The following is a 22,298-nucleotide window of genomic DNA, read 5'->3' as shown; positions in this document are numbered from 1 at the left end:
AGATCGACGAAATGGTGCGCTTTACTCGCAACTTCACGCCCGGTTGTCGGTTTGGGCGCAATGAGGGCACCAGTCATCTGTGAGCCGGTCCGCACGCCGATCGGGCGCTACGGCGGCATGTTCGCCTCGCTGACCGCTGTCGACCTCGGCGTGGCGGCACTGCAAGGGCTGTTGGGGCGCACCGGGATTGCGCCCGGCGCCGTCGAGGACGTCATCCTCGGGCACTGCTACCCCAACAGCGAGGCACCCGCGATCGGGCGGGTCGTGGCGCTTGACGCCGGTCTGCCGGTGACGGTGCCGGGTATGCAGGTCGACCGGCGCTGCGGGTCGGGTCTGCAGGCCGTCATCCAGGCCTGTCTCCAAGTCGCCTCGGGCGACAACGATCTCGTCGTCGCCGGCGGCGCCGAGAGCATGAGCAACGTCGCCTTCTATTCCACCGACATGCGCTGGGGCGCAGGCCGCCACGGGGTTCGCATGCACGACGGGCTGGCGCGCGGGCGCAGCACCGCCGGCGGTAGGTATCACCCGGTGCCCGGCGGAATGCTGGAGACCGCCGAGAACCTGCGCCGCCACTACGGCATCTCCCGCCAGGAGCAGGACGAACTTGCGGTGGCCTCGCATCAGCATGCGGTCGCCGCCCAGCGCAGCGGCGTCTTGGCCGAGGAGATCATCCCCGTTGCCGTTGCGACCCGCCAGGGCGAGCGGGTGATCGACACCGACGAGCACCCCCGTGCCGATACGACGGTGGAATCCCTGTCGACGCTGAAACCGGTTCTTCTCCAGCACGACCCAGATGCCACTGTGACGGCGGGAAACTCCAGCGGGCAGAATGACGCCGCATCGATGTGCATCGTCACGACGGCAGAGAAGGCCGTCGAGCTGGGGCTGACGCCGCTGGTGCGGCTGGTCTCGTGGGGCTGCGCCGGGGTGAGCCCCGAGATCATGGGCATCGGGCCGGTGCCGGCCACCGCGGCAGCGTTACGCAAGGCCGGCCTGCAACTCGCCGACATGGACCTCATCGAACTCAACGAGGCCTTCGCCGCGCAGGCACTGGCGGTCATGCGGGAGTGGAAGTTCACCGACACCGATCTCGAGCGCACCAACGTTCGCGGGTCGGGCATCTCGCTGGGCCACCCGGTGGGCGCCACCGGCGGGCGCATGCTCGCCACGCTGGCCCGCGAACTGCACCTGCGCGACGGGCGCTACGGGCTGGAGACCATGTGCATCGGCGGCGGGCAGGGACTGGCCGCCGTCTTCGAAAGGATCACGGCGTGACCAAACTTGCGCAGACGCTGGGGCTGACGGAATTCCAGGCCGAAATTGTCTCCACCGTGCGGCAATTCGTCGACAGGGAGATCATTCCCCACGCTCAGGAACTCGAGCACGCCGACACCTATCCGCAGGGCGTCGTCGACCAGATGCGCGAGATGGGGCTCTTCGGACTGATGGTGCCCGAGGAGTACGGCGGGCTCGGCGAGTCGCTGCTGACCTACGCGCTGTGCGTCGAGGAATTGGCTCGCGGCTGGATGAGCGTCTCCGGGGTGATCAACACCCACTTCATTGTCGCCTACATGATCCGCCAGCACGGCACCGACGAGCAGAAGCAACGTTTCCTGCCGCGGATGGCGACCGGAGAGACCCGCGGCGCCTTCTCGATGTCGGAACCCGAGTTGGGGTCGGACGTCGCCGCCATTCGCACCCGCGCCCGCGACAACGGCGACGGCACCTACACCATCGATGGTCAGAAGATGTGGCTGACCAACGGTGGCAGCTCGACGTTGGTCGCGACGTTGGTGCGTACCGACGAGGGCGCCGACAAGCCGCACCGCAACCTGACCGCGTTCCTGATCGAAAAGCCTTCCGGCTTCGGCGAAGTCGCTCCGGGCCTGACCATTCCGGGCAAGATCGACAAACTCGGGTACAAGGGCATCGACACCACCGAGCTGATCTTCGACGGGTACGTCTGCGGTGCCGAGAACGTTCTGGGCGCCAAGCCGGGACAGGGCTTCTTCCAGATGATGGACGGCGTCGAGGTCGGCCGCGTCAATGTCGCCGCCCGCGCGTGCGGCGTCGGAATCCGCGCATTCGAACTGGCCGTGCGCTATGCCCAGCAGCGCAGCACCTTCGGCAAGCCGATCGCCGAGCACCAGGCCATCGCCTTCCAGCTCGCGGAGATGGCCACGAAAGTGGAAGCCGCACACTTGATGATGGTCAATGCCGCGCGCCTGAAGGACTCCGGTGAACGCAACGACGTGGCGGCGGGCATGGCGAAGTACCTGGCCAGCGAGTTTTGTTCGGAAGTCACCCAGCAGAGCTTTCGGATCCACGGCGGGTACGGCTACTCCAAGGAATACGAGATCGAACGGCTGATGCGCGACGCGCCGTTCCTGCTGATCGGCGAGGGAACCAGCGAGATCCAGAAGAACATCATCAGCAAGCGGCTGCTGGCCGACTACCGGATCTGACGATGAGCGCCCCGGACTTCGCCTCCCGGCCCCAGCTTGCCGAGGACGTCGCGCGTTTCGTCCGCAAGCGCATCTTCGACGGCACCTACGCCGCCGGTGAGTACATCCGCCTGGATCAGCTGGCCGCCGAGCTCGGCATCAGCGTGACCCCGGTGCGTGAGGCGCTGTTCGAACTGCGTGGGGAAGGGTTCCTCGATCAATTGCCGCGGCGCGGTTTCGTGGTGCGCCCGTTCACCGACCGTGACATCACCGACGTGTCGAATCTGCAGGCGCACGTCGGCGGTGAGCTGGCGGCGCGCGCCGCGCTGAGCATGACCGCGGAGCAACTGCAGGCGTTGTCGGCAATCCACACCGAGCTGATCGCGGCCTACGGCGCCAATGACGCCGACCGCGCCGTCCGGCTCAACCACGAATTCCATCGGGCCATCAACGTCGCGGCCGACTCCCCGAAGCTGGCCCAGCTGATGTCGCACATCACCCGGTACGCGCCGGAGTCGGTGTTCCCGACGATCGAGGGGTGGCCGGCCACGTCGATCGCCGACCACGAGCGCATCCTGGCCGCACTCACTGCCCGCGACGAGGACCGCGCCCGCTCAGCGATGGCCGACCATCTGGCGGCCGGTGCGACGCCCCTGATCGAACACCTGGTACGTCAGGGCGTGGCGCAGCGGGCTCCTCACCGCGGCCGCGGCGACTGAACGGCTCAGACCACGGAGTACCCAGGTGCCAACGGCACGCGCCCGGTCAAGGCCAGCAGCACCGCCGCAGCATCTCCGCGCAGGCCGGCGATCCCGGCGGCCAAGTCGAGTGCGCTCTGCGCGACGTCGCCGGGCAGGGTGGCGGGTTGCCCGATGGCTAGCGCCAGGTCGGCGCTGTGCACCGCCAATTCGAAGATCCGGGTGGGCAGGTAATCCGAGAGGCGCATTCCTCCGGCGATCGTGTGGATCAGCGGGTCGCCAACGGAGCCCAGCAGCGTGACCGCGCGATCACGCAGGTCGCGAAGCGCCTCGAGTGGCCGGTCCCCGAGCGCGAGCGCCGCCTGCTCGGCGCGCCCCCGAATGGCCTCGGTGTCGGTGAATGTCGCCGTCGCCAGGTAGTAGTCGGCGGCGCTCGGTATGTCCCGTTCGTCGGCGGGGCGGGCCGAGTATTCGATGACGGTGACGAATGAGCGGCTGATGTGCCCGACCAGCATCCGAACCGTCCACGTCCCGAGGGCGGGCCGCTCCCAATCGTGGGCTGCGACCTGCGCGACCAGCGACACCGCATGGTCGCCGGCCCGGCGAAAGATGTCCACCTGGTTGTCGAAGGGGTCACCGGTTGTCGCCATGGCCTAGATTCCACCGGATGTCGCCGACGGGGTAAAGAGCCAGACCCGGCCAACTGGCCACCGCGTGTTGTCTCGCTCGGTGGAAGCGGAGGCTGAACGCTTCCCGGCGGAGTTGTAGATTGCTGCTCTGCCGACTCGATGAGGAGCTGGATGAGCCGAACGGCGCGCGAGGTCGTCGAGCTGTACAACCTGGTGGTCTGGAACAAGCGCGACTTCGCCCTCGCTGACGAGCTGCTGGGTGACACGGTCGTTCGCCATGAGGTCGGCGAGGCGCAGGTGCTCACCCACGAACAAGCGGTGCAACGCGTCGTCGACACCTGGGAAATGTTCTCCGCCATCCGTTTCGAGCTCAATCTGGTGCTCGCCGGCGATGACGGCGAGCACGTCGCGGTGGTCTACCAGTCACCGATGACGTTGACGGACGGAACGACGACGACCATCGGCAGCATGGAGATCTTCCGGGTCGTCGACGGCCGGATCACCGAAGTGTGGAACTGCGGCTACAAACAAGGGGTATGGCAGTGAGCGAGATGGGGCTAGACCAACGCGTGCTCGACGAGCTGGGCTACTACCTGCTGGCCGGTGCCGGCGGTGAAGGACCCGCGGCGCTGATGGACGAGGCCCGCCGTGGCGAGGAACTCGGTTTCGGTACCGCGTTCATCTCCGAGCGCTGGAACGTCAAGGAGGCCTCGTCTCTTGTCGGGGCGGCGTGCGCCGTGACCAGCAGGATGCAGATCGCCACGGCGGCAACCAATCACAACACCCGGCACCCCTTGATCACCGGGTCGTGGGCCACCACCATGCACCGGCTCTCCGGCGGGCGGTTCACCCTGGGTATCGGGCGTGGCATCGCCGCGATCTACGCGGCGTTCGGTGTTCCTGCCGTCACCACCGCCCAGATGGAGGACTTCGCCCGGGTGATGCGCCGGCTGTGGCACGGCGAGTTGATCTTCAACCACGACGGGCCCATGGGTAAGTACCCGATCCTGTTCCTGGACCCGGACTTCGACGAGGACATCCGGCTGGCGCTGGTGGCATTCGGCCCCAACACTCTCAAGCTGGGCGGGCGGGTGTTCGATGATGTCATCCTGCACACTTATTTCACCCCGGAGACACTGCAACGCTGCGTCAAGACCGTGAAGGACGCCGCCGAGCAGGCCGGGCGTGATCCCGACAGTGTCCGGGTCTGGTCGTGCTTTGCTACCGTGGGCGATCATCTTCCCGAAGAGCTTCGGTTGAAGAAGACGGTGGCCCGGCTGGCGACCTATCTGCAGGGCTATGGTGACTTGCTGGTCACCACGAACGACTGGGATCCTGCTGTGCTGGAACGCTTCCGGGCAGATTCGGTGGTGCAGTCCGTCGGCGGTGGCATCGACCACAAGGCCACCGCCGAGCAGATCGAGCACATCGCCACGTTGATCCCCGACGAATGGCTCGAGCCGTCAGCGACCGGGTCGGCGCAGCAGTGTGTGGAGCGCATCCGCAAGGAATTCGACTACGGTGCCGACGCATTGATCATGCACGGTGCAACGCCACAGGAGCTCGAGCCGATCGTGGCGGCGTATCGCGCTACGGAGTGATGACCGTGCGCGCCACCGGCTCGGCGGCTTCCTGCCTGCTGTAGATGCCGCGCTGGAGTGCCAGCACAAGAGCATTACGCGTTTCTTCCGGGGAGATCAGCTCGTCGAAGCCGAGGGTGCTCGCCGAGCGGAACGACGCTTCGAGTTCCCTGTTCGTCAGGGCCTCGGTGACGTCATCGTCGGCATGCGAGGCCTGGCTCAGTGCTGCCGCACTCATCGCCCCCATGGTGGCACCCGGATAGGCGAACGTCGCGATCTGGTTGTCGAATCCCAGCATCGACATCACCATCGAGCCGAATCCGTACGCCTTCCGCAGCGTCAGATGGAGTTTCAGTGTGGTGGCGGCGCTCTGGGCGGCGAACATGCGCGCCCCGCTGCGCAGCACACCGTTGCGTTCGGACTTGCTGCCGGGGAGCATTCCCGGGTTGTCGGCCAGGAACACGATCGGCAGGTGGAAGGAGTCGGCCACCATGATGAAATGGGCGGCCTTGTCGGCAGCATCGGCATCGATGGACCCGGCGAGCCTGGTGGGCTGGTTGGCGACGACGGCGACGGGATGGCCACCAAGGTGAGCCAGTGCGCAGATGATCGCCGGACCGAACTTCGGCTGCACCTCCAGCCAGTCCGCCTCGTCGAAGACGACGTCCAGGACGGCGCGCATGTCGTAGCCGCGCCGATTGTCGCGGGAGACGATGTCGAGCAGTTCCGGAGTCGGGCGCAGGTCCGCGGCTCCCTCGAACAGCCGGGTCGGGGGATAGGACCACGCACTGGACGGGAAATAGGACAGGTAACGCCGGATCTCGTCCAGGACAGCCTCGTCGGTGTCGGCGATGTTGTGAATCACTCCGCTCCGCAACGCGACCTCGGGTCCGCCGAGTTCCTCCTTCGAAATGTCCTCGCCGGTGGACTCTTTCACCACCGGCGGTCCGGCTGTGAAGATCGCGCCGTGCCTGCTCATGATCGAGAAGTCGCACACCGGTGCCACGAGTGCGCCGTGGCCGGCCGACGGCCCGAGCACGGCCGCCACGGTAGGGACCTTGCCCGAGCACCGCGTCTGGGCGATCAGGTCGACCGGGGAGCGGCCGTGCGTCTCGCCGGCCGCAGCACGGAACCCGGCTCCCTCCAACAGCATTACCAGCGGAATCTTGTTCCGTAGCGCCAGCTCGGCAAGCCGATAACGTTTGGCGTTGCCGCCGGGACCGATGGTCCCGGCCAGCGTGGTGAAGTCCTCCGCGCCGACCATGACCGGCGCTCCGTCGATGCGGCCGGCCCCGGCGACCAGGCCGTCGGCGGCGATGTCACCGCCTACCAGGGTGCCGAATTCTTGAAAGGTGCCGGCGTCGAGGAGATGGCTGATCCGTGCGCGGGCGTCGAGTTTCCCCGTGCCGTGGTGGTTGGCGAGACGGTCGGCTCCGCCCATGGCGTGTGCGTGCTGGCGCCGGCGGCTCAGGTCGTGGAGCGTCTCCTGCCAGCCCTGCGCGTTGCTCATCGACGTGTCCTAACCGTGGCGGCGTTGACCGTACAGAATTGCTTACTGTAGCCTCTGCCGCCATGCGCGAGGTCGGCAAACTCAAGGTCGACCGAGGGATCATGAGCAGGCTCGCCGGGGTCGCCGACGCGGCCCGGGACGCCGAGCGGCTCGGGTACGACGGCTGCTGGACCGCGGAGATCAACCACGATCCGTTCCTTCCGCTGACACTGGCCGCTGAGCACACCTCGAACGTCGAACTCGGCACCGGCATCGCGGTGGCATTCGCCCGAAATCCCATGACAGTGGCCAACGTTGGGTGGGATCTGCAGGAGTACTCGCAGGGGCGGCTAATGTTGGGGCTGGGTACCCAGATCAAGCCGCACATCGAGAAGCGGTTCAGCATGCCGTGGAGCCATCCGGTGCAACGGATGGGTGAGTTCGTGGTTGCGCTGCACGCGATCTGGGACAGCTGGCTGGGCGGCACCAAGCTCAGCTTCGAGGGCGACTTCTACAGCCATCGGCTCATGACGCCGATGTTCACTCCCGAACCGCAGCCCTTCGGCACGCCGAAGGTCTTCATCGCCGCGGTCGGTGAGCTGATGACCCAGAAGTGCGGTGAGGTCGCCGACGGCCTGATCGCGCACGCCTTCACCACCAAGCGGTACTTCGACGAGGTGACCCTTCCGGCGTTGCGCCGGGGGATGGCCACGTCCGGCCGCTCGCGGGATGAGTTCCAGGTGATGGCACCGGTATTCGTGGTCACCGGAAGCGACGAGCCGGAGCTCGCCGCGGCCGCGGCCCGCGCCCGCAAGCAGATCGCCTTCTACGCCTCGACGCCGGCATACCGCAAGGTCCTGGACCTGCACGGGTGGGGCGATCTGCAGACCGAGTTGCACCGACTATCGCTCGAGGGCCAGTGGGACACGATGGCCACCCTCATCGATGACGAGATCCTGGCGACGTTCGCGGTCGTCGCGCCGGTCGACCGATTGGCTGCCGCACTGAGGACGCGATGCGACGGCATCATCGACCGGGTGATGGTCGGGCTGCCCGCATCGGCGTCCGAGGCGACAATCCGCACCTTCCTGGACGAAGTGCGCCCCACCCCAACTACCCATGCTCGGGGACGGAACCAACACCTGCCACCACCGGAGAGCGGTACCTGAAAGGACAGGATGACGGCGGGTAGGGAATGAATCGGCACCCGAACATGCTTGAGGCAAGCATGACGTTCACCCTGACCGATGACGCCGCCCTGCTCCAACCGATCACCATCGGGGCGAACACCGCCCGGAACCGGCTGTTCATGGCTCCGTTGACCCGTTCGCGCGCACAGGCCGACGGCACTCCCAGCGATCTGCAGGTCGAGTACTACGCCCAGCGTGCGTCGGCAGGGCTGATCATCACCGAGGCAACAGCGGTTTCACAGGTGGGCAACGGAGCCTACGGCAACACCCCCGGCATCTACACCGATGCGCACCAGGAGAAGTGGGCCGAGGTTGCCGCCGCCGTCCATGCCCAGGACGGCCTGATGTTCATGCAGATCTGGCATGTCGGCCGGATGGCGCACCCCGACATCAATGGCGCCGAGTCGGTGGCGCCTTCGGCGATTGCGGCGAACATGTCGGCCCATACGCCGTCGGGCAAGAAGCCCTTGCCGGTGCCGCGGGCACTGGACACCGCTGAGATCGCCGCCGTGGTTGCCCAATTCCGCTCTGCCGCGCGTCGTGCCGTCGACGCGGGACTCGATGGTGTCGAGATCCATTCCGCCAACGGCTATCTGCTGCACCAGTTCCTGGCCGACGCGACCAATACCCGCACCGACCGGTACGGCGGCTCTGCGGAGAACCGGGCCCGGCTGACGGCCGAGGTGGTCGAGGCGGTGGCCGACGAGATCGGGGTGGGGCGCGTCGGGGTGCGGATCTCGCCCGGCAACTCCGCCGGCGACGTCCGTGAGGTCGACACCACGTCGGCTTACGAGGCGCTGCTGCAACGGATTGCGCCACTGCGGTTGGCATACCTGCACGTTCTGGTCAACCCGGACAGTGCCGAGTTCGGCGCGCTGCGTGCCCTGTGGCCGGGGCCGTTCGTGCTCAACACCGGCCGCGAGGTCGAGACGAGCTTCTGCGAGCTGGAGAACCTCGCGGACTGGGGTGTCATCAGCGCGGCCGCGGTCGGCCGGGCGTACTTGGCCAACCCGGACCTCATCGACCGGCTGCGCCAAGGCGCCGAGCTGACCGAGGCCGACGTGGACACGTTCTATTCGCCGGGGCCCGCCGGCTACATTGACTACCCGACGCTGGCGCCGATCGCCTGACGCGACTTCTCTTGCATCCGTTGGCGTTCCACGGTGGCCAGATAGAAAGCCCAGGCGAATGCGAAACTGGTGAACAGGCTTGACACGAAATACAGCCAGGGCCTGCGGATTCCGCGCCGGTAGCCGTCGACGATCGTGAACAGCGGCAGCAGAATGACATTGCCGATGGTGTAGTCCTGGCTGGCCGATGCCGCTGCCGGATTGTCATAGCCGAGTGTGATGAACTGCCACCAGCTCCCCGCGCCGGTGAACACATTGCCGGTGCCGTCGGCGAACTCGCGTACGAACTGGATGTTGAAGTACCAGCCCAGCGCGATCGAGGCGATACCCACCACGTAGTAGACGATCTCCAGTGCGCTGAATGCGGGACCGGTGGCCGGCCGGCGGAAGATCGCCGGATTGGATCCGATGATCCACCCGATGACGAGGACGGCCAGGACGGCATGAACGATGAGCGTCATGGCTTCGCAACTCTAGTGAAGACCGGCACACCTTTTGTCAATTTTGACAAATCCTGGTGCGGTAGGTTTACCCCGTGGTCCGGCCTGCACAGACGGCGCGCAGCGAGCGCACCCGGGACGCCCTGCGGCGTGCCGCCCTGGTGCGCTTCCTTGCTCAGGGCGTCGAGGACACCTCCGCCGAGCAGATCGCCGCGGACGCCGGTGTCTCACTGCGCACGTTCTACCGACACTTCACCTCCAAACACGAGCTGCTGTTCGCCGACTACGACGCCGGCCTCGAGTGGTTCCGGGCCGCACTGCAGGATCGCTCGCCGGGGGAGTCGATCATCGAGTCGGTGCAGTCGGCGATCGATGCCTCGCCGTACGACCCCGACGCGGTCGCCCAGATCGCGGCGCTGCGGGCAAAAGAGCTCGACCCCGGCCGCATCGTCCGGCACACCCGACAGGTGGAAGCCGATTTCGCCGACGCGATCGTCGACCAGCTCTCGAAGAGTTCCACACCGACCACTCCCGACGAGCGGCTGCGCGCGATCGTGACGGCGCGCTGCATCGCCGCGGCGGTGTTCGGCGCGATGGAACTATGGATGGTCGGCGAGGACAATTCGCTGGCCGAACTGGCCCGGCTGTGTCGAGCCGCGCTGGAGTCGCTGCGCGAGGGCATCATCGCCGACTAGCGCGTCAGAACCCGTACCCCAGCTCGGCGGGAACCTCGGAGGCGAACGCGAGATCGAGGTCGGCGAGCAGGCTGGGGTCGTCACACCGGAGCCGGTGCGCGGCCGCCAATGCCGACGCTCGGTGGACGCCGAGATAGATACTGCCCAGCGCGGACAGGTCCAGGTGCACGTCGGGGGTGGCCCCACTGGGTGTGCAGCGCGCCCGCCCGCCGCGGACGGACAGGTCGAACCGTCCGCCGCCGCCGAGCTCGTCGTCGGACACCTCCACGGTGAGCATCACATCACCCGAATACGCGCGGGCTTCCAAAACTGTTGGTATATCGGCGATTCGCAGCCACAGCGCGTCTTCGCTGCCGACCACGCGGGCCCGCCGCGGATCGGTGAGCAGGTAGGGCAGCGGGTCTTCGGGGTAGGTGTCGACCGTGATGGTCTCGATCAGGTCCAGCCCGAGGAGCGCCTGCCACAGGGCGATGCGGGCGGTGTTGGTGACGGCGGTGAACTCGGTGATCTCCACCGCCCTGGCGGCTTCGGTGATGTGGGTGCGGTACATCGCGAAGCCGTCGGGGTGCAGGAGCGTGAAAAGCTGACTGCCACCGTGCCGTCCGGATTCGCGGTCGGCCAGGACGTCATCCCACAACACCGTCGGGGTGGGCAACCCGCCTGGCGTGTTTCGCCGCCAGCGCTCGTAGATGTCGGCCAGCGCGTCGCGGTGCTCGGCGGGGTCGACGATCCGGACCCCGCCGAGCCGCGGGACGCCGGGGTGCATCTGCGCCGCGCGCCGGTCCACGCGCAGCGTGTTCTCGATGGTGGCCGGGCCGTAGCCGAACCGGCCGTAGATGGTGGCCTCGCTGGCAAGTAGCCCCAGGATCGGGTACTGCGCATCGGCGATCCGCCGGTGCAGCTCGGTGAGCATCGCGCGCAGCAGGCCGCGGCGCCGGTGGGTGGGTGCGACCGCCACCCAGGTGACACCGGCCATCGGCAGCAGCCGGCCGCCGGGCACCGTCAACTCCAGGTCCACCGCCATCGACATCCCCACGACATCCGCACCGTCGCAGGCCAGCACGATGCTTTCTGGCGGCGTCATCGCCCGCCACGCGTTCACGGTGTCCGGGTCGCGAAACGAGCCGAATGCGGTCGCCGCCAGCCGCCTCATCGCCGGCCAGTCGTCGTCGCCGGCGCTGCGCAGCGTCACATCCTTGGGCAGGGAGATCGGCCGAATCACGCCTCGACGCTGTCACATCGCGCCATGGACCGCATTCCTATTTCCGCGAGATGGCATGCTGGCGGCATGCATGCGTTCCGCGCCGCCGTTGAAGCCGGCGACTTCGAGGCACTGCCCGCCCTGTTCGCCGAGGACGTCGTCTTCCGCAGCCCGATCGCGCACAAGCCGTACCAGGGCCGGGACACGGTGGCCGTCATCCTGCGCGCGGTGTCCCGGGTCTTCGCCGACCTCACCTACGTGCGTGAGATCGGCGCGGACGGATCACCCGATCACGCGCTGGTGTTCACCGCCAAGGTCGGTGACCTCGACATCAACGGCTGCGACTTCCTGCACACCGGCGACGACGGCCTCATCGACGAGTTCACCGTGATGTTGCGACCCCTGAAGGCGGTCAACGCCTTCGCCGAGAAGATGGCCGTCGAGTTCGGCAAGGAGATGCACGCCGCCGGACTCGCGGGATAGCTCGGCGTGTGCTTCCGCACATCGCGCACCGATCGGCGCACTATCTAATGCATGGCGAGGATCGGTGACGACTCCCTGATCGTTCGCGGGGAACGACGTCGTGACGGCACCTGGCTGTTCACCATCCGCTACCTCGTGTACTTCGAGCCGGCCGAGCTGGGAACACGCTTCGATGACTCGGTGCAGATCGCCGTGGACGTCGCCGCCTCACCGGTCCCGTTCGTCGCGTGCAGCCGTTCAGTCCTGCGCAAAAAGCGCGTCGTGGTGGACGACGATGCGCTGCAGCCGTTCAGCGCGCGAGACGGCGTCTGCGCCACGGTCAGCGTGCGCCGCCGCGGCGCCCCCGACGCGCTAACTCAATCGGCGCGACTGCGCAGGATCTCCGCCCAGTCGGTGGGCACCCGGCCGCGCGGACCCGGAACGGTCTCCTCGGCCGGCCGGCTCTCCGGCGGAGCCAGATCCGGCCCGTCGTAGTACTGGTTGGTGTCGTAGTCCCAGAACCAGTCCTCGCCGGGCTCGAACGACCGGATGATCGGATGCCCACTGGAGCGCCAATGGGCGGCGGCGTGCCGCATCAACGAATCGTCGCAACACCCGATGTGGCCGCAGGCGGCGCACCGGCGCAGGTGCACCCACCACCCTCCGGCCGCGTCGCATTCGACGCATCCGGTCCCACTCGGCGCAACCGACGGATCCACCGCTTCGCCCATGCGGACGACACTACCGTCGCCCGAGGCGGGGCCCGGCCAAGATTTCGGCTCGACCCGATTTAATCCGTCTGAGCGAAACCAAACCCGTTGGTACCACCAGCCGGTTTCGGGTAGTGATGGCCTCGTCTGCGCACTGCGATGCGTTGACAGCTAACCACCGTCCTCTTAGCGTCCGGCCCAAGCTTGTCGACGAGAGGACTGCATGTGGGATCCACTGAGGGGTGCATGCGCGGCGCGGCGATAACGCCGCAGTCCGCGCTTCGCCGCTCGTCACCGCTGCAGCACTCTCGGCGATGGGGGTAGCCGCGTGGCGCGAGTCCTCGGTGGCCGGCCGTGAAGGGTGCCGCGTGGTCCAAACCGGTCTTCTCCATTGGGGACTTCGTCGTCCTCGTCGGTGAGACCTTCGCCGCCACCTTCCGCCGTCCGTTCGCCTGGCGGGAACTGCTGGATCAGATCTGGTTCGTGGCCCGGGTGTCGATCGTGCCGACGCTGGTGCTGTCGATTCCCTACACGGTGCTGATCGTCTTCACGCTCAACATCGTTCTGCTGGAGGTCGGCGCCGGCGATCTGGCCGGTGCGGGGGCTGCGCTGGCGTCGGTCACGCAGGTGGGGCCCGTGGTCACCGCGATCGTCGTCTCTGGTGCGGGTTCGACCGCGATGTGCGCCGACCTGGGTGCCCGCACCATCCGCGAGGAAATCGACGCGATGAAGGTCATCGGCGTCAATCCGGTTCAAGCACTGGTGGTTCCACGCGTGATCGCGGCGACCTTCGTTGCGCTGATGCTCTATTCGGTCGTCGCCGTCGTCGGGCTGGCGGGAAGCTACTTCTTCGTGGTGTTCGTCCAGCACGTCACGCCAGGGGCATTCGTGGCGGGAATGACGTTGCTGACCGGCCTGCCGCAGGTGATCGTGTCGCTGGTCAAAGCGCTACTCTTCGGTCTCTCGGCTGGCCTGATCGCCTGTTACAAAGGGCTGTCCGTCGGCGGCGGTCCGACCGCAGTCGGCAATGCGGTCAACGAAACCGTGGTGTTCGCCTTCATGGCCTTGTTCCTGATCAACATCTTGGCCACCGCGTTCGGCGTGAAGGTGGCGCCGTGACGCCACAGGCGGAAGAGGCCCCGCGCGGCGCCGAGATACTGAATCGGGCTGTCGAATCGACCCGAAAGCTGGGCGAACAGACCGCGTTCTACGGCAATGCGCTCGCCTCCGTCGGCGACGCCATCCGGCGCTATCCGGCCGAGGTGTTGCGGTTGATCGCGGTGATGGGCATGGGCACCGGGGCCCTCGCCGTCATCGGCGGCACCGTCGTCATCGTCGGCTTCCTCACGCTGTCCACCGGCGCCCTGATCGCCGTGCAGGGCTACAACACCCTCTCCAACGTCGGTATCGAAGCCCTCACCGGATTCCTCGGGGCCTTCCTCAACGTCAGGTTCATCGCCCCGGCGACCGCCGGGGTGGCGCTGGCCGCGACCATCGGGGCCGGCGCGACGGCGCAACTGGGTGCCATGCGCATTAACGAGGAGATCGACGCGCTCGAGGTGATGGGCATCCGGGCCATCACCTACCTCGCATCGACCCGAATCGTCGCGGGGATCATCGCGGTCATCCCGATCTACACCGTCGCCGTCTTGATGTCGTTCCTGGCCACCCGGTTCGGGACGACGATCATCTACGGCCAGTCCCGCGGCGTCTACGACCACTACTTCTCCACGTTCCTGCACCCGACCGACCTGCTGTGGTCCTTCGTGGAGGCACTGGCGATGGCGGCCGCGGTCATGGCGATCCACACCTACTACGGCTATACGGCCACCGGGGGGCCGGCCGGCGTGGGCGAAGCGGTCGGCCGCGCGGTCCGTACCTCGATCACCGCGGGAGTTTTCATCCTGTTGACCATCACGCTGTCCGTCTACGGCCAGTCCGGCAACTTCCATCTGTCGGGGTGAGGTGAATGGCCAACAGATCCCGGCAGGCCACGATCGACCCGATCTGGTGGGCCCCGGTGCTGATTCTCATCATCGCGGCGCTGACCACCCTGACCGCCCTGCTGTTCTCCGGGGCCCTGCGCAAATCCGTTCCGCTCACGCTGGTCTCCGACCGGGCCGGACTGGTGATGGAGAACGGTGCGAAGGTCAAGCTGCGCGGCGTCCAGATCGGGCAGGTCACCTCCATCGGCTCCGACCGCGGCGTGGATGGGACCAACCTGTCGACACTGAACCTGAAGATCGACCCGGGACCGTTCCAGTTCCTGCCGAGCAATGTCGAGGCGGAGATCAAGTCCAGCACCGCATTCGGCGCCAAGTACGTCGACCTCATCATCCCTGAGGGCGGTGCCGGCACCGGTCCGCTCGAACCCGGTGCGGTGCTTCGTCCACGCAACGTGACCGTCGAGGTCAACACCGTGTTCGAGAACCTGCAGGCGGTGGTCCACGCGATCGACCCGGCGAAGCTGAACTCGGTGCTGACCGCGGTGGCTGAATCGGTGCGCGGCAAGGGCGATCGCATCGGGCAGGCGATCACCAGCGCGAACACGGTGCTGCTCGCGGTGAACCCGAGGATGCCGACCGTCCAGCGGGACTGGCAGTTGTTCGGCCAGACCGCGCAGGCGTATTCGGATGCGGCCCAGAACATCCTGTCGATCCTGGACTCGTTCTCCACGACGAGCACGACGATCACCACACACGCGCAAGCACTCGACCAACTGCTGCTCTCCGCGGTCGGATTCTCCGATTCGGGTATCAACACCATCGGAGCGAACCAGCCGAACCTGGTGCGGGCGATGAATATTCTCGACCCGACCACCGCCCTGTTCGCCAAGTACTCACCGACCTACGCCTGCCTGTTCCAGGGAGCTCAATGGTTCCTCGATCACGGTGGCCGAGATGCGCTGGGCGGCAACGGTAAATCTGTCATCATGGACGCCGCGCTGCTGGCCGGTGACGACCCGTACCGCTATCCCGACAACCTGCCGATCGTCAACGCCAAGGGCGGTCCCGGCGGCAAGCCCAGCTGCGGCTCGCTGCCCGACGCCAGCAAGAACTTCCCGGTCAAGTACCTCGTCACCGACACCGGGTTCGGCACCGGACTCGACATCCGACCTAATCCGGGTATCGGCTTCCCCGGCTTCGGCAACTGGTTCCCGGCGACCAAGGGAGTACCGGAAGCGCCGAAGATCCGCTACCCGGGCGGCCCGGCACCGGGCCCCGCGCCGCCCTACCCCGGAGCGCCCCCCTACGGCGCGCCGGAGTACGCGCCAGACGGAACACCGCTCTACCCGCCACCGTCGGGGCCACCGCCACCGCCGAGTGAGGGGCAACCATGAGATCGAGAACCATCCGCGTCGCCACGCGCGTGGCGCTCTTCACCACGATGTGCCTGGTATTCACGTTCATCCTGGTCACGGTGTTCGGCCAGTTCCGATTCGATTCGCGAGCGTCCTACAGCGCCGTGTTCACCAACGTGTCGGGCCTCAAAGGCGGCAACTTCGTCCGCATCGCCGGCGTCGAGGTCGGCAAGGTCACCGACATGGTCCTGCACAAGGACGGCACCGTCACCGTCGACTTCGCCGTCGACAAGGGACTGCAGCTCACCGAGGGCACCAGGGCAGCGGTGCGCTATGAGAATCTGATCGGCGACCGCTACCTCGCACTCGAAGACGGGCCGGGGTCAGTGCGGAAACTCCAGCCGGGGCAGACGATTCCGTTGGCACGAACCTCACCCGCGCTCGACGTCGACGCGCTCATCGGCGGGTTCCGACCGCTGTTTCGAGCGCTGGACCCCGATCAGGTCAACGCGCTGTCGAGCCAGCTTCTGCAGGTGTTCCAGGGCCAGGGCGGCACCATATCGTCGGTCCTGGCCCAGACCTCGGCGCTGACCGCGACGCTGGCCGGCCGTGATGAGCTCATCGGCCAGGTCATCACCAACCTGAATACCGTGCTGGGCACCTTCGCCGCTCGCGACGATCAATTCGCCACGGGGTTGGACACACTGTCGCAGCTCGTCCAGGGCCTGACCGACCGCAAGACCGACATCACCAACGGTGTGGCCTACATCAACGCCGCGGCGGCCTCCGTCGCCGACCTGCTGACCGTCGCACGCCAGCCCATCAAGGAAACCGTGACCCAGACCGATCGGTTCGCCGGCCAGGTGGTGGCTGACCACGACTACGTCGACGACCTCGTGAAGACCCTTCCCGACGCCTATCAGGTGCTGGCCCGCAACGGCTTGTACGGCGACTACTTCGGCTTCTATCTCTGCGATGCGATTCTCAAGGTCAACGGCAAAGGCGGCCAACCGGTGTTCGTCAAACTCGCGGGCCAAGACACGGGACGGTGCGCACCCAAATGACACGAATCGCGATCAAGAAGCCCACGATCAAGCCGCTGGCCGAGCGTAACCGGGCGACGGTCGGTGCCGTCGGCGTGCTCGTTCTCGTCGCGCTGGTTGTCGCGGTCTTCTCCTACGACAAACTCCCGTTCATCAAGGGAACCTCCGACTATTCGGCATATTTCGCCGAGGCCGGCGGCATCAAACCCGGCAGCGACGTACGGGTGTCTGGCCTCGGGGTGGGCCGGGTGTCCGACGTCCGCCTGGACGGGACGAAGGTTCTGGTTGACTTCACCGTCCGCGACGGCGTCGACCTCGGGGAGCGGACTGAGGCCGCGATCAAGACCGAAACAGTGCTTGGCACAAAGTTTCTCGAACTGACCCCCCGCGGCGACGGCGCGCTGGCGGGGCCCATTCCGCTGGAACGGACCCGCTCGCCCTACGATCTGCCGTCCGCCCTCGGTGATTTGACCACCACCATCAGTGCCCTGGACACCACCGGGCTGTCCTCTGCGCTCACGACATTGGCGGATACCTTCAAAGACACCCCGCCCGATCTGAAGATCGCGTTGGAGGGCGTGGCCCGATTCTCCGACACCCTCAACAACCGCGATGCCAAACTGCGTGACCTGTTGGCCAATGCCAACAAGGTCACCGCCGTACTGGCGAAGCGAAGCGATCAGATCGCCCGGCTGGTGGTCAATGCGAACGCCCTGCTGGCCGAGTTGCTTTCGCAACGTCAATCTGTCGACGCTCTGATGGGCAACCTCACCGCGGTTTCCACGCAGATCTCCGGTCTCGTCGCCGACAACAGGACACAGCTCAAGCCCGCAGTGGACAAGCTCAACGGTGTGCTGGCGATCCTGGACAACCGAAAAAAAGAACTACAGCGCACGCTGTATCTGCTTCGGCGGTATGCGATGTCGTTCGGTGAAGTGCTGGGCTCGGGGCCGTTTTTCAAGGCCTCGGTGGTCAACCTGGCGCCCGGCCAGTTCTCCCAGCCGTTCATCGACGCGGCGTTCTCCGACCTTGGCCTTGACCCCAACGTGAAAGTGCCGTCGCAACTCGTCGACCCCGGCATCGGCCAGCCGGCCACCCCGCCGCTGCCGGTGCCCTACCCCCGGACGGGACAGGGTGGGGATCCCACTATGACTCTGCCTGAAGCGATTACGGGCAACGCCGACCCCAACCTGCCAGCCCAGTTCCCCGGCCGGTACCCCTACCGTGAGCCCCTCCCGGCACCGCCGCCGGGTGGGCCGCCACCGGGACCGCCCGCACTGGCGCCGGCGCCGGGCGAACTTCCGCCGCCGACCATTCCACCGGTGCCGCCCGACCTGGCACCCGTCGACGAGGGGAACTGACAATGCTCACCCGACATCGGCGTGCCGTACAGATCGGCACCGCGGTCAGCCTGCTGGCCGTGCTGGCCGTGGCCATCACCCTGGTGGCCACACCGTGGGGACACCGCGTCGCCAGGAACACCTACATCGCCTACTTCACCAACACCAACGGTCTCTACACCGGCGACGAGGTCCGCATCCTGGGTGTCGCGGTCGGAACAATCGAGGCGATCGAGCCGCAGCCCAACGCCGCGAAGGTGACCTTCTCCGTTGACAAGCAGTACCCCGTGCCCGCCGACGTGCAGGCGGCGATTCTGTCACCGTCGCTGGTGTCCGCGCGCGCGGTCCAACTCGTGCCGGCATATTCGAGCGGGCCGAAACTGGCCGATGGTGCGACGATTCCGCTGGAGCGCACCGCCGTTCCGGTCGAATGGGACGACCTGCGTCGGCAGCTGGAGAAGCTCACCGACTCCCTGCAGCCCACCACGCCGGGTGGCCCTAGCGCGTTGGGCCAGTTCGTCAACACCGCCGCGGACAACCTGCGCGGTGAAGGCGACACCGCACGCGACACGGTCATCAAACTGTCCCAGGCGGTTTCGGCGCTCGGCGACCACAGCACCGACATCTTCAGCACGGTGCGCAACCTCCAGCTGCTGGTATCGGCCCTGTCCTCCAGCAGCGATCTGCTTGCCGCGTTCAATACGAACCTGGCCGACGTGAGCACGGTGCTCTCCGATACGCCCGGCGAGGTGGCCGATGCGACCCGTGGGCTCGACGGCGCGGTCAACGACCTACGGGGTTTCGTCGCCGAGAACCGGGAGGGTCTCGGTGTCACCTTCGACCACCTCAATGCGATCACCACGGCGCTGAACGACAGCCGTGGCGACGTCAAGCAGGTGCTACACATCGCGCCGTCGGTGTTTTCGAACTTCACCAACATCTACCAGCCCGCCCAAAGCGCGATCTCGGGCATCCTCGCCCCGGTGAGCTTCGCCGACACCGTTCAATTCATCTGCAGTGCAATCCAGTCCGCCTCACGCGAGGGTTGGGAACAATCGTCGAAGTTGTGCGTCCAGTATCTGGCGCCGATCATCAAGAACCGGCAGTACAACTACCCGCCGCTCGGGGTCAATCCGTTCGTCGGGACTGCGGCACGACCCAACGAAATCACCTACAGCGAAGACCGGTTGAATCCGCACCTACCGCCGCAGGTGCCTGCCGCGCCGAGCGATCCGGCCGCCGTGCTGGCTGCCGATGCTCCGCCGGCGACTGTCACCGATCCCAACCAGGGACTGCAGGGACTGATGGTCCCCGGGGGCACCCCGTGAGACGCGTGCTGGCCGCGGCGCTCGTTGCCGCCTGCCTGTCGGCGATCCCGGGATGCGAGTGGCGCGGCCTGAATTCGTTGAGCCTGCCGGGTACCGCTGGTGGTGGCGACGGTTCGTACACCGTCCAGGCCCAGTTGCCCGATGTGGTCACCATCCAGCAGAACACCCGGGTTCGGGTCGCCGACGTCAACGTCGGCAATGTCACCAAGATCGAGGTACAGGACTGGCACGCCCTGGTCACCATGCGCATCGACGGCGAGGTACACCTGCCGGCCAACAGCACCGCCAAGGTCGGGCAGACCAGCCTGTTGGGGTCCCAGCACATCGAACTGGCACCGCCCACCGACGAAGCGCCGCAGGGGGAACTCAAAGACGGCGCACTCATTCCGCTGTCGAGGGCCAGCGCCTATCCGACCACCGAGCAGACGTTGGCGTCAGTGTCGGTTCTGCTCAACGGCGGCGGCCTGGGACAGCTCCAGGAGATCAACCAGGCGTTCGCCAAAGCCTTGGCGGGCCGCGAGAACGACATGCGCAGTCTGCTGACCCAGCTGGACACCTTCATCTCGCAGCTCAACGCGCAAACCGACGACATCATCACCGCCACCGAAAAGCTGAACTCGCTGGCCGGGCAGGTCGCCGCCAAGGACCAGACCGTGGACAAGGCGCTGACCACCATCCCGCAGGCGCTAGCGGTGCTCGCCGACTCGCGCACCAAGCTGGCGAACGCGATCGACGCGCTGGGGAAGTTCGGGGCCATCGCGACCTCGACGGTCAACCAGACCAAAGACTCGCTCGTGGACAACCTGCGAAATATAGCGCCCGTGCTGCGCGAACTTGCCAACGCAGGACCCGCACTCACCAAGGGGCTGGACTTCCTGTCAACGTACCCGTGGGTGAAAAGCACCATCCCCAACTGGTTCCGCGGCGATTTCGCCAACATCACCCTCGTCATCGATCTGACCTTGAGCCGGATCGACAGCGGCCTGTTCACCGGGACGAGGTGGGAGGGTAACCTCACCGAGCTCGAGATGCAGTGGGGCCGAACCATCGGCCAGATGCCGAGCCCGTACACCGCCGGCAACCCGTTGATCGCCCCCTACCATTTCGGGGGGTACTGACATGCTGCGCCTGTCCCGCCCGATCTGGACCCAGTTGGGGATCCTTGCGGCCATCACCATCGTCGCGGTCGGTGTGATGGCATTCGGCTTCGTCAACGTCCCGGCGTTGCTCGGGATCGGCCGCTATACCGTCACCGTCGATCTGCCCGCGTCGGGCGGGCTTTACGAGACATCGGTGGTGACCTATCGCGGCACCGAGGTCGGCCGGGTCACGGCGATCGACGTCACCCGCGACGGCGTCCGCGCCGTCCTGACCCTGAATTCCGCGACCCCGATTCCGGCGCCGGTCAGGGCCGCGGTGCACAGCCGATCCGCGGTCGGGGAACAGTTTCTCGAGCTCACCCCCGAGCCCGGTGCGGGTGCCAAGCTCCGCGACGGAGACGTCATCCCCGTCGGGGAGGTCCAGATCCCGCCGGACATCGGGGGCCTGCTCGACGCCACCAACCGGGCACTCGCCGCAATCCCGCCCGATGATCTGCGCACCGTCGTCGACGAAGCTGCCAAAGCCGTCGGCGGGCTCGGACCCGAATTGTCCCGCATCGTCGACGGATCGACGGCGCTGGCGATCGAGGGCGGAAAAACCGTCGACCCGCTGACCCAGTTGATCGACCAGTCGCCCGCCGTGCTCAACTCCCAAGTGCGCAGCGCAGATTCGATCGCATCCTGGGCGGCGCACATGGCCTCGATCACCGGCCAGTTCAAGGCGCAGGACGCAGCTCTTGGCGACCTGCTCACCGTCGGCGGACCCGCGCTGGACGAGGGCACCGCACTGTTCAACCGGGTCGCTCCGGCCCTGCCCGTGCTGCTGGCCAACCTGGTCAGCCTCGGTGACATCGCGGTGGCCTACAACAACGACATCGAGCAGCTTCTGGTTCTGTTCCCCCAGGGGACGGCTGTGATGTCGGCGATCGCGGTCGCCGATTCCGGGGTGAAGCAGTCCTACCGGGGCATCTATCTGGACTTCAACCTCAACCTCAACCTTCCGCCGCCCTGCAACGCCGGTTTCCTTCCCGTCCAACAGCAGCGTTCCCCGTCCGACGTGGACTACCCGGAGCGGCCCGCTGGCGACTTGTACTGCCGGATCCCGCAAGACTCCGACATGAATGTCCGTGGGGTGCGCAACATCCCGTGCGAAACCAAGCCGGGCAAGCGTGCTCCGACGGTGGAGATGTGCGAAAGCGACGAGACCTACGTACCGCTGGGCGACGGGTTCAACTGGAAGGGCGACCCCAACGCGACGTTCTCCGGACAGGGTGTGCCGCAGTACCCGCCCGGCATGGACCCGCGGCTGCCACCGCCGCAGGGCACCGGCACCGCGCCGCCCCCGGTGGCGTTCGTGCCGTACGACCCCGCCACCGGCGACTACGTCGGCCCGGACGGCAAGCGCTACACCCAGGGCGATCTGGCCCACCCCGGCAACAAGACGTGGCAGTCGATGCTGGCGCCGCCGGGTTCGTAACGGTCAATCCGTCCCGCGGGGGCGGGCTGCCTCGCTATGGT

23 protein-coding genes are annotated in these 22,298 nt (G+C 66.8%); 18 read left to right on the top strand and 5 right to left on the bottom strand.

The features are described 5' to 3' along the window. Nucleotides 1–60 precede the first annotated feature (60 nt). The 3 genes from ADBZ9K_RS18775 to ADBZ9K_RS18765 are packed head-to-tail and all read left to right on the top strand — an operon-like array spanning nucleotide 61 to nucleotide 3,163. Nucleotides 61–1,275, top strand: coding sequence for a thiolase family protein (locus ADBZ9K_RS18775; protein WP_526623121.1), 1,215 nt, complete (start codon nucleotides 61–63; stop codon nucleotides 1,273–1,275). Further along, entirely contained in the window at nucleotides 1,272–2,465 is a 1,194-nt protein-coding gene (locus tag ADBZ9K_RS18770) for an acyl-CoA dehydrogenase family protein (protein ID WP_526623120.1), read from the top strand. The genes ADBZ9K_RS18775 and ADBZ9K_RS18770 overlap by 4 nt, the downstream gene beginning before the upstream one ends. Before the next feature lie 2 nt (nucleotides 2,466–2,467). Then, nucleotides 2,468–3,163: a GntR family transcriptional regulator gene (locus ADBZ9K_RS18765; protein WP_526623118.1), complete on the top strand. Its 696-nt coding sequence runs from the start codon at nucleotides 2,468–2,470 to the stop codon at nucleotides 3,161–3,163. Between the two features lie 5 nt (nucleotides 3,164–3,168). Here ADBZ9K_RS18765 and ADBZ9K_RS18760 read toward each other — a convergent pair whose 3' ends face one another. After that, on the bottom strand, nucleotides 3,169–3,792 hold the full coding sequence (locus tag ADBZ9K_RS18760; protein WP_526623117.1) for a maleylpyruvate isomerase N-terminal domain-containing protein: 624 nt from the start codon (nucleotides 3,790–3,792) through the stop codon (nucleotides 3,169–3,171). 150 nt (nucleotides 3,793–3,942) lie between these two features. Here ADBZ9K_RS18760 and ADBZ9K_RS18755 point away from each other — a divergent pair, with 150 nt between their 5' ends. Both ADBZ9K_RS18755 and ADBZ9K_RS18750 read left to right on the top strand, forming a co-directional pair. After that, nucleotides 3,943–4,317 (top strand): nuclear transport factor 2 family protein, encoded by a 375-nt coding sequence (locus tag ADBZ9K_RS18755; protein ID WP_526623116.1) that lies wholly within the window; start codon nucleotides 3,943–3,945, stop codon nucleotides 4,315–4,317. 5 nt (nucleotides 4,318–4,322) lie between these two features. Then, entirely contained in the window at nucleotides 4,323–5,372 is a 1,050-nt protein-coding gene (locus ADBZ9K_RS18750; RefSeq protein ID WP_526624227.1) for a TIGR03857 family LLM class F420-dependent oxidoreductase, read from the top strand. Here ADBZ9K_RS18750 and ADBZ9K_RS18745 read toward each other — a convergent pair. Next, a complete protein-coding gene (locus ADBZ9K_RS18745) occupies nucleotides 5,362–6,861 on the bottom strand; it encodes an acyl-CoA carboxylase subunit beta (RefSeq protein ID WP_526623115.1) in 1,500 nt (499 codons plus the stop codon). The genes ADBZ9K_RS18750 and ADBZ9K_RS18745 overlap by 11 nt on opposite strands. Nucleotides 6,862–6,923: 62 nt before the next feature. Between ADBZ9K_RS18745 and ADBZ9K_RS18740 the strand changes: the two genes are divergently transcribed. Both ADBZ9K_RS18740 and ADBZ9K_RS18735 read left to right on the top strand, forming a co-directional pair. Next, nucleotides 6,924–8,009, top strand: a complete 1,086-nt coding sequence (locus tag ADBZ9K_RS18740) for an LLM class F420-dependent oxidoreductase (RefSeq protein ID WP_526623113.1) — start codon at nucleotides 6,924–6,926, stop codon at nucleotides 8,007–8,009. A 59-nt stretch (nucleotides 8,010–8,068) separates the two neighbouring features. Beyond that, nucleotides 8,069–9,160, top strand: a complete 1,092-nt coding sequence (locus tag ADBZ9K_RS18735) for an alkene reductase (protein WP_526623111.1) — start codon at nucleotides 8,069–8,071, stop codon at nucleotides 9,158–9,160. Here the strand turns inward: ADBZ9K_RS18735 and ADBZ9K_RS18730 are convergent. Beyond that, nucleotides 9,133–9,621: a DUF2834 domain-containing protein gene (locus ADBZ9K_RS18730; protein WP_526623110.1), complete on the bottom strand. Its 489-nt coding sequence runs from the start codon at nucleotides 9,619–9,621 to the stop codon at nucleotides 9,133–9,135. The genes ADBZ9K_RS18735 and ADBZ9K_RS18730 overlap by 28 nt on opposite strands. Nucleotides 9,622–9,695: 74 nt before the next feature. Here ADBZ9K_RS18730 and ADBZ9K_RS18725 point away from each other — a divergent pair, with 74 nt between their 5' ends. After that, complete coding sequence (locus ADBZ9K_RS18725; protein WP_526623109.1) at nucleotides 9,696–10,295, top strand: TetR/AcrR family transcriptional regulator; 600 nt, start codon at nucleotides 9,696–9,698, stop codon at nucleotides 10,293–10,295. A gap of 4 nt (nucleotides 10,296–10,299) precedes the next feature. Here the strand turns inward: ADBZ9K_RS18725 and ADBZ9K_RS18720 are convergent, their stop codons facing one another. Then, the gene (locus ADBZ9K_RS18720; protein ID WP_526624225.1) at nucleotides 10,300–11,514 is read right to left on the bottom strand and encodes an enhanced intracellular survival protein Eis; all 1,215 of its coding nucleotides are present in this window, start codon (nucleotides 11,512–11,514) and stop codon (nucleotides 10,300–10,302) included. Nucleotides 11,515–11,583: 69 nt separating this feature from the next. Between ADBZ9K_RS18720 and ADBZ9K_RS18715 the strand changes: the two genes are divergently transcribed. Beyond that, complete coding sequence (locus tag ADBZ9K_RS18715) at nucleotides 11,584–11,979, top strand: nuclear transport factor 2 family protein (RefSeq protein WP_526623107.1); 396 nt, start codon at nucleotides 11,584–11,586, stop codon at nucleotides 11,977–11,979. A gap of 51 nt (nucleotides 11,980–12,030) precedes the next feature. Then, the gene (locus ADBZ9K_RS18710; RefSeq protein ID WP_526624322.1) at nucleotides 12,031–12,453 is read left to right on the top strand and encodes a hypothetical protein; all 423 of its coding nucleotides are present in this window, start codon (nucleotides 12,031–12,033) and stop codon (nucleotides 12,451–12,453) included. Here ADBZ9K_RS18710 and ADBZ9K_RS18705 read toward each other — a convergent pair. After that, the gene (locus tag ADBZ9K_RS18705) at nucleotides 12,336–12,689 is read right to left on the bottom strand and encodes a UBP-type zinc finger domain-containing protein (RefSeq protein ID WP_526623106.1); all 354 of its coding nucleotides are present in this window, start codon (nucleotides 12,687–12,689) and stop codon (nucleotides 12,336–12,338) included. The two genes, ADBZ9K_RS18710 and ADBZ9K_RS18705, sit on opposite strands and share 118 nt — an antisense overlap. Before the next feature lie 369 nt (nucleotides 12,690–13,058). Here ADBZ9K_RS18705 and ADBZ9K_RS18700 point away from each other — a divergent pair, with 369 nt between their 5' ends. The 8 genes from ADBZ9K_RS18700 to ADBZ9K_RS18665 are packed head-to-tail and all read left to right on the top strand — an operon-like array spanning nucleotide 13,059 to nucleotide 22,257. After that, on the top strand, nucleotides 13,059–13,787 hold the full coding sequence (locus ADBZ9K_RS18700) for an MlaE family ABC transporter permease (protein ID WP_526624223.1): 729 nt from the start codon (nucleotides 13,059–13,061) through the stop codon (nucleotides 13,785–13,787). Beyond that, a complete protein-coding gene (locus ADBZ9K_RS18695) occupies nucleotides 13,784–14,632 on the top strand; it encodes an MlaE family ABC transporter permease (protein ID WP_526623105.1) in 849 nt (282 codons plus the stop codon). The genes ADBZ9K_RS18700 and ADBZ9K_RS18695 overlap by 4 nt, the downstream gene beginning before the upstream one ends. Nucleotides 14,633–14,637: 5 nt before the next feature. After that, a complete protein-coding gene (locus ADBZ9K_RS18690; RefSeq protein ID WP_526623104.1) occupies nucleotides 14,638–16,008 on the top strand; it encodes an MCE family protein in 1,371 nt (456 codons plus the stop codon). Continuing rightward, a complete protein-coding gene (locus ADBZ9K_RS18685) occupies nucleotides 16,005–17,033 on the top strand; it encodes an MCE family protein (RefSeq protein ID WP_526623103.1) in 1,029 nt (342 codons plus the stop codon). The genes ADBZ9K_RS18690 and ADBZ9K_RS18685 overlap by 4 nt, the downstream gene beginning before the upstream one ends. Further along, nucleotides 17,030–18,373 carry an MCE family protein gene (locus tag ADBZ9K_RS18680; RefSeq protein WP_526623101.1) on the top strand — a complete coding sequence of 448 codons (1,344 nt, stop codon included), beginning with the start codon at nucleotides 17,030–17,032 and terminating at the stop codon, nucleotides 18,371–18,373. The genes ADBZ9K_RS18685 and ADBZ9K_RS18680 overlap by 4 nt, the downstream gene beginning before the upstream one ends. Before the next feature lie 2 nt (nucleotides 18,374–18,375). Further along, complete coding sequence (locus ADBZ9K_RS18675; RefSeq protein ID WP_526623099.1) at nucleotides 18,376–19,680, top strand: MCE family protein; 1,305 nt, start codon at nucleotides 18,376–18,378, stop codon at nucleotides 19,678–19,680. Beyond that, entirely contained in the window at nucleotides 19,677–20,798 is a 1,122-nt protein-coding gene (locus ADBZ9K_RS18670; protein WP_526623097.1) for an MCE family protein, read from the top strand. The genes ADBZ9K_RS18675 and ADBZ9K_RS18670 overlap by 4 nt, the downstream gene beginning before the upstream one ends. Before the next feature lies 1 nt (nucleotide 20,799). Further along, a complete protein-coding gene (locus ADBZ9K_RS18665) occupies nucleotides 20,800–22,257 on the top strand; it encodes an MCE family protein (protein ID WP_526623095.1) in 1,458 nt (485 codons plus the stop codon). Nucleotides 22,258–22,298 lie beyond the last annotated feature (41 nt).

The sequence above is a fragment of the Mycobacterium sp. genome (assembly GCF_965229265.1).
Lineage (GTDB): Bacteria > Actinomycetota > Actinomycetes > Mycobacteriales > Mycobacteriaceae > Mycobacterium.
Note: the sequence above shows the minus strand (reverse complement) of the source record. Positions and strands in the feature narration are given on the sequence as shown.

Bases quoted from the DNA above. Each gene is read 5' to 3' on its own strand.
- ADBZ9K_RS18775 (WP_526623121.1), top strand. From the start codon at position 61: ATGAGGGCACCAGTCATCTGTGAGCCGGTCCGCACGCCGATCGGGCGC.
- ADBZ9K_RS18765 (WP_526623118.1), top strand. From the start codon at position 2,468: ATGAGCGCCCCGGACTTCGCCTCCCGGCCCCAGCTTGCCGAGGACGTC.
- ADBZ9K_RS18760 (WP_526623117.1), bottom strand. From the start codon at position 3,792: ATGGCGACAACCGGTGACCCCTTCGACAACCAGGTGGACATCTTTCGC.
- ADBZ9K_RS18755 (WP_526623116.1), top strand. From the start codon at position 3,943: ATGAGCCGAACGGCGCGCGAGGTCGTCGAGCTGTACAACCTGGTGGTC.
- ADBZ9K_RS18750 (WP_526624227.1), top strand. From the start codon at position 4,323: ATGGGGCTAGACCAACGCGTGCTCGACGAGCTGGGCTACTACCTGCTG.
- ADBZ9K_RS18745 (WP_526623115.1), bottom strand. From the start codon at position 6,861: ATGAGCAACGCGCAGGGCTGGCAGGAGACGCTCCACGACCTGAGCCGC.
- ADBZ9K_RS18740 (WP_526623113.1), top strand. From the start codon at position 6,924: ATGCGCGAGGTCGGCAAACTCAAGGTCGACCGAGGGATCATGAGCAGG.
- ADBZ9K_RS18735 (WP_526623111.1), top strand. From the start codon at position 8,069: ATGACGTTCACCCTGACCGATGACGCCGCCCTGCTCCAACCGATCACC.
- ADBZ9K_RS18730 (WP_526623110.1), bottom strand. From the start codon at position 9,621: ATGACGCTCATCGTTCATGCCGTCCTGGCCGTCCTCGTCATCGGGTGG.
- ADBZ9K_RS18715 (WP_526623107.1), top strand. From the start codon at position 11,584: ATGCATGCGTTCCGCGCCGCCGTTGAAGCCGGCGACTTCGAGGCACTG.
- ADBZ9K_RS18710 (WP_526624322.1), top strand. From the start codon at position 12,031: ATGGCGAGGATCGGTGACGACTCCCTGATCGTTCGCGGGGAACGACGT.
- ADBZ9K_RS18705 (WP_526623106.1), bottom strand. From the start codon at position 12,689: ATGGGCGAAGCGGTGGATCCGTCGGTTGCGCCGAGTGGGACCGGATGC.
- ADBZ9K_RS18690 (WP_526623104.1), top strand. From the start codon at position 14,638: ATGGCCAACAGATCCCGGCAGGCCACGATCGACCCGATCTGGTGGGCC.
- ADBZ9K_RS18685 (WP_526623103.1), top strand. From the start codon at position 16,005: ATGAGATCGAGAACCATCCGCGTCGCCACGCGCGTGGCGCTCTTCACC.
- ADBZ9K_RS18680 (WP_526623101.1), top strand. From the start codon at position 17,030: ATGACACGAATCGCGATCAAGAAGCCCACGATCAAGCCGCTGGCCGAG.
- ADBZ9K_RS18675 (WP_526623099.1), top strand. From the start codon at position 18,376: ATGCTCACCCGACATCGGCGTGCCGTACAGATCGGCACCGCGGTCAGC.
- ADBZ9K_RS18665 (WP_526623095.1), top strand. From the start codon at position 20,800: ATGCTGCGCCTGTCCCGCCCGATCTGGACCCAGTTGGGGATCCTTGCG.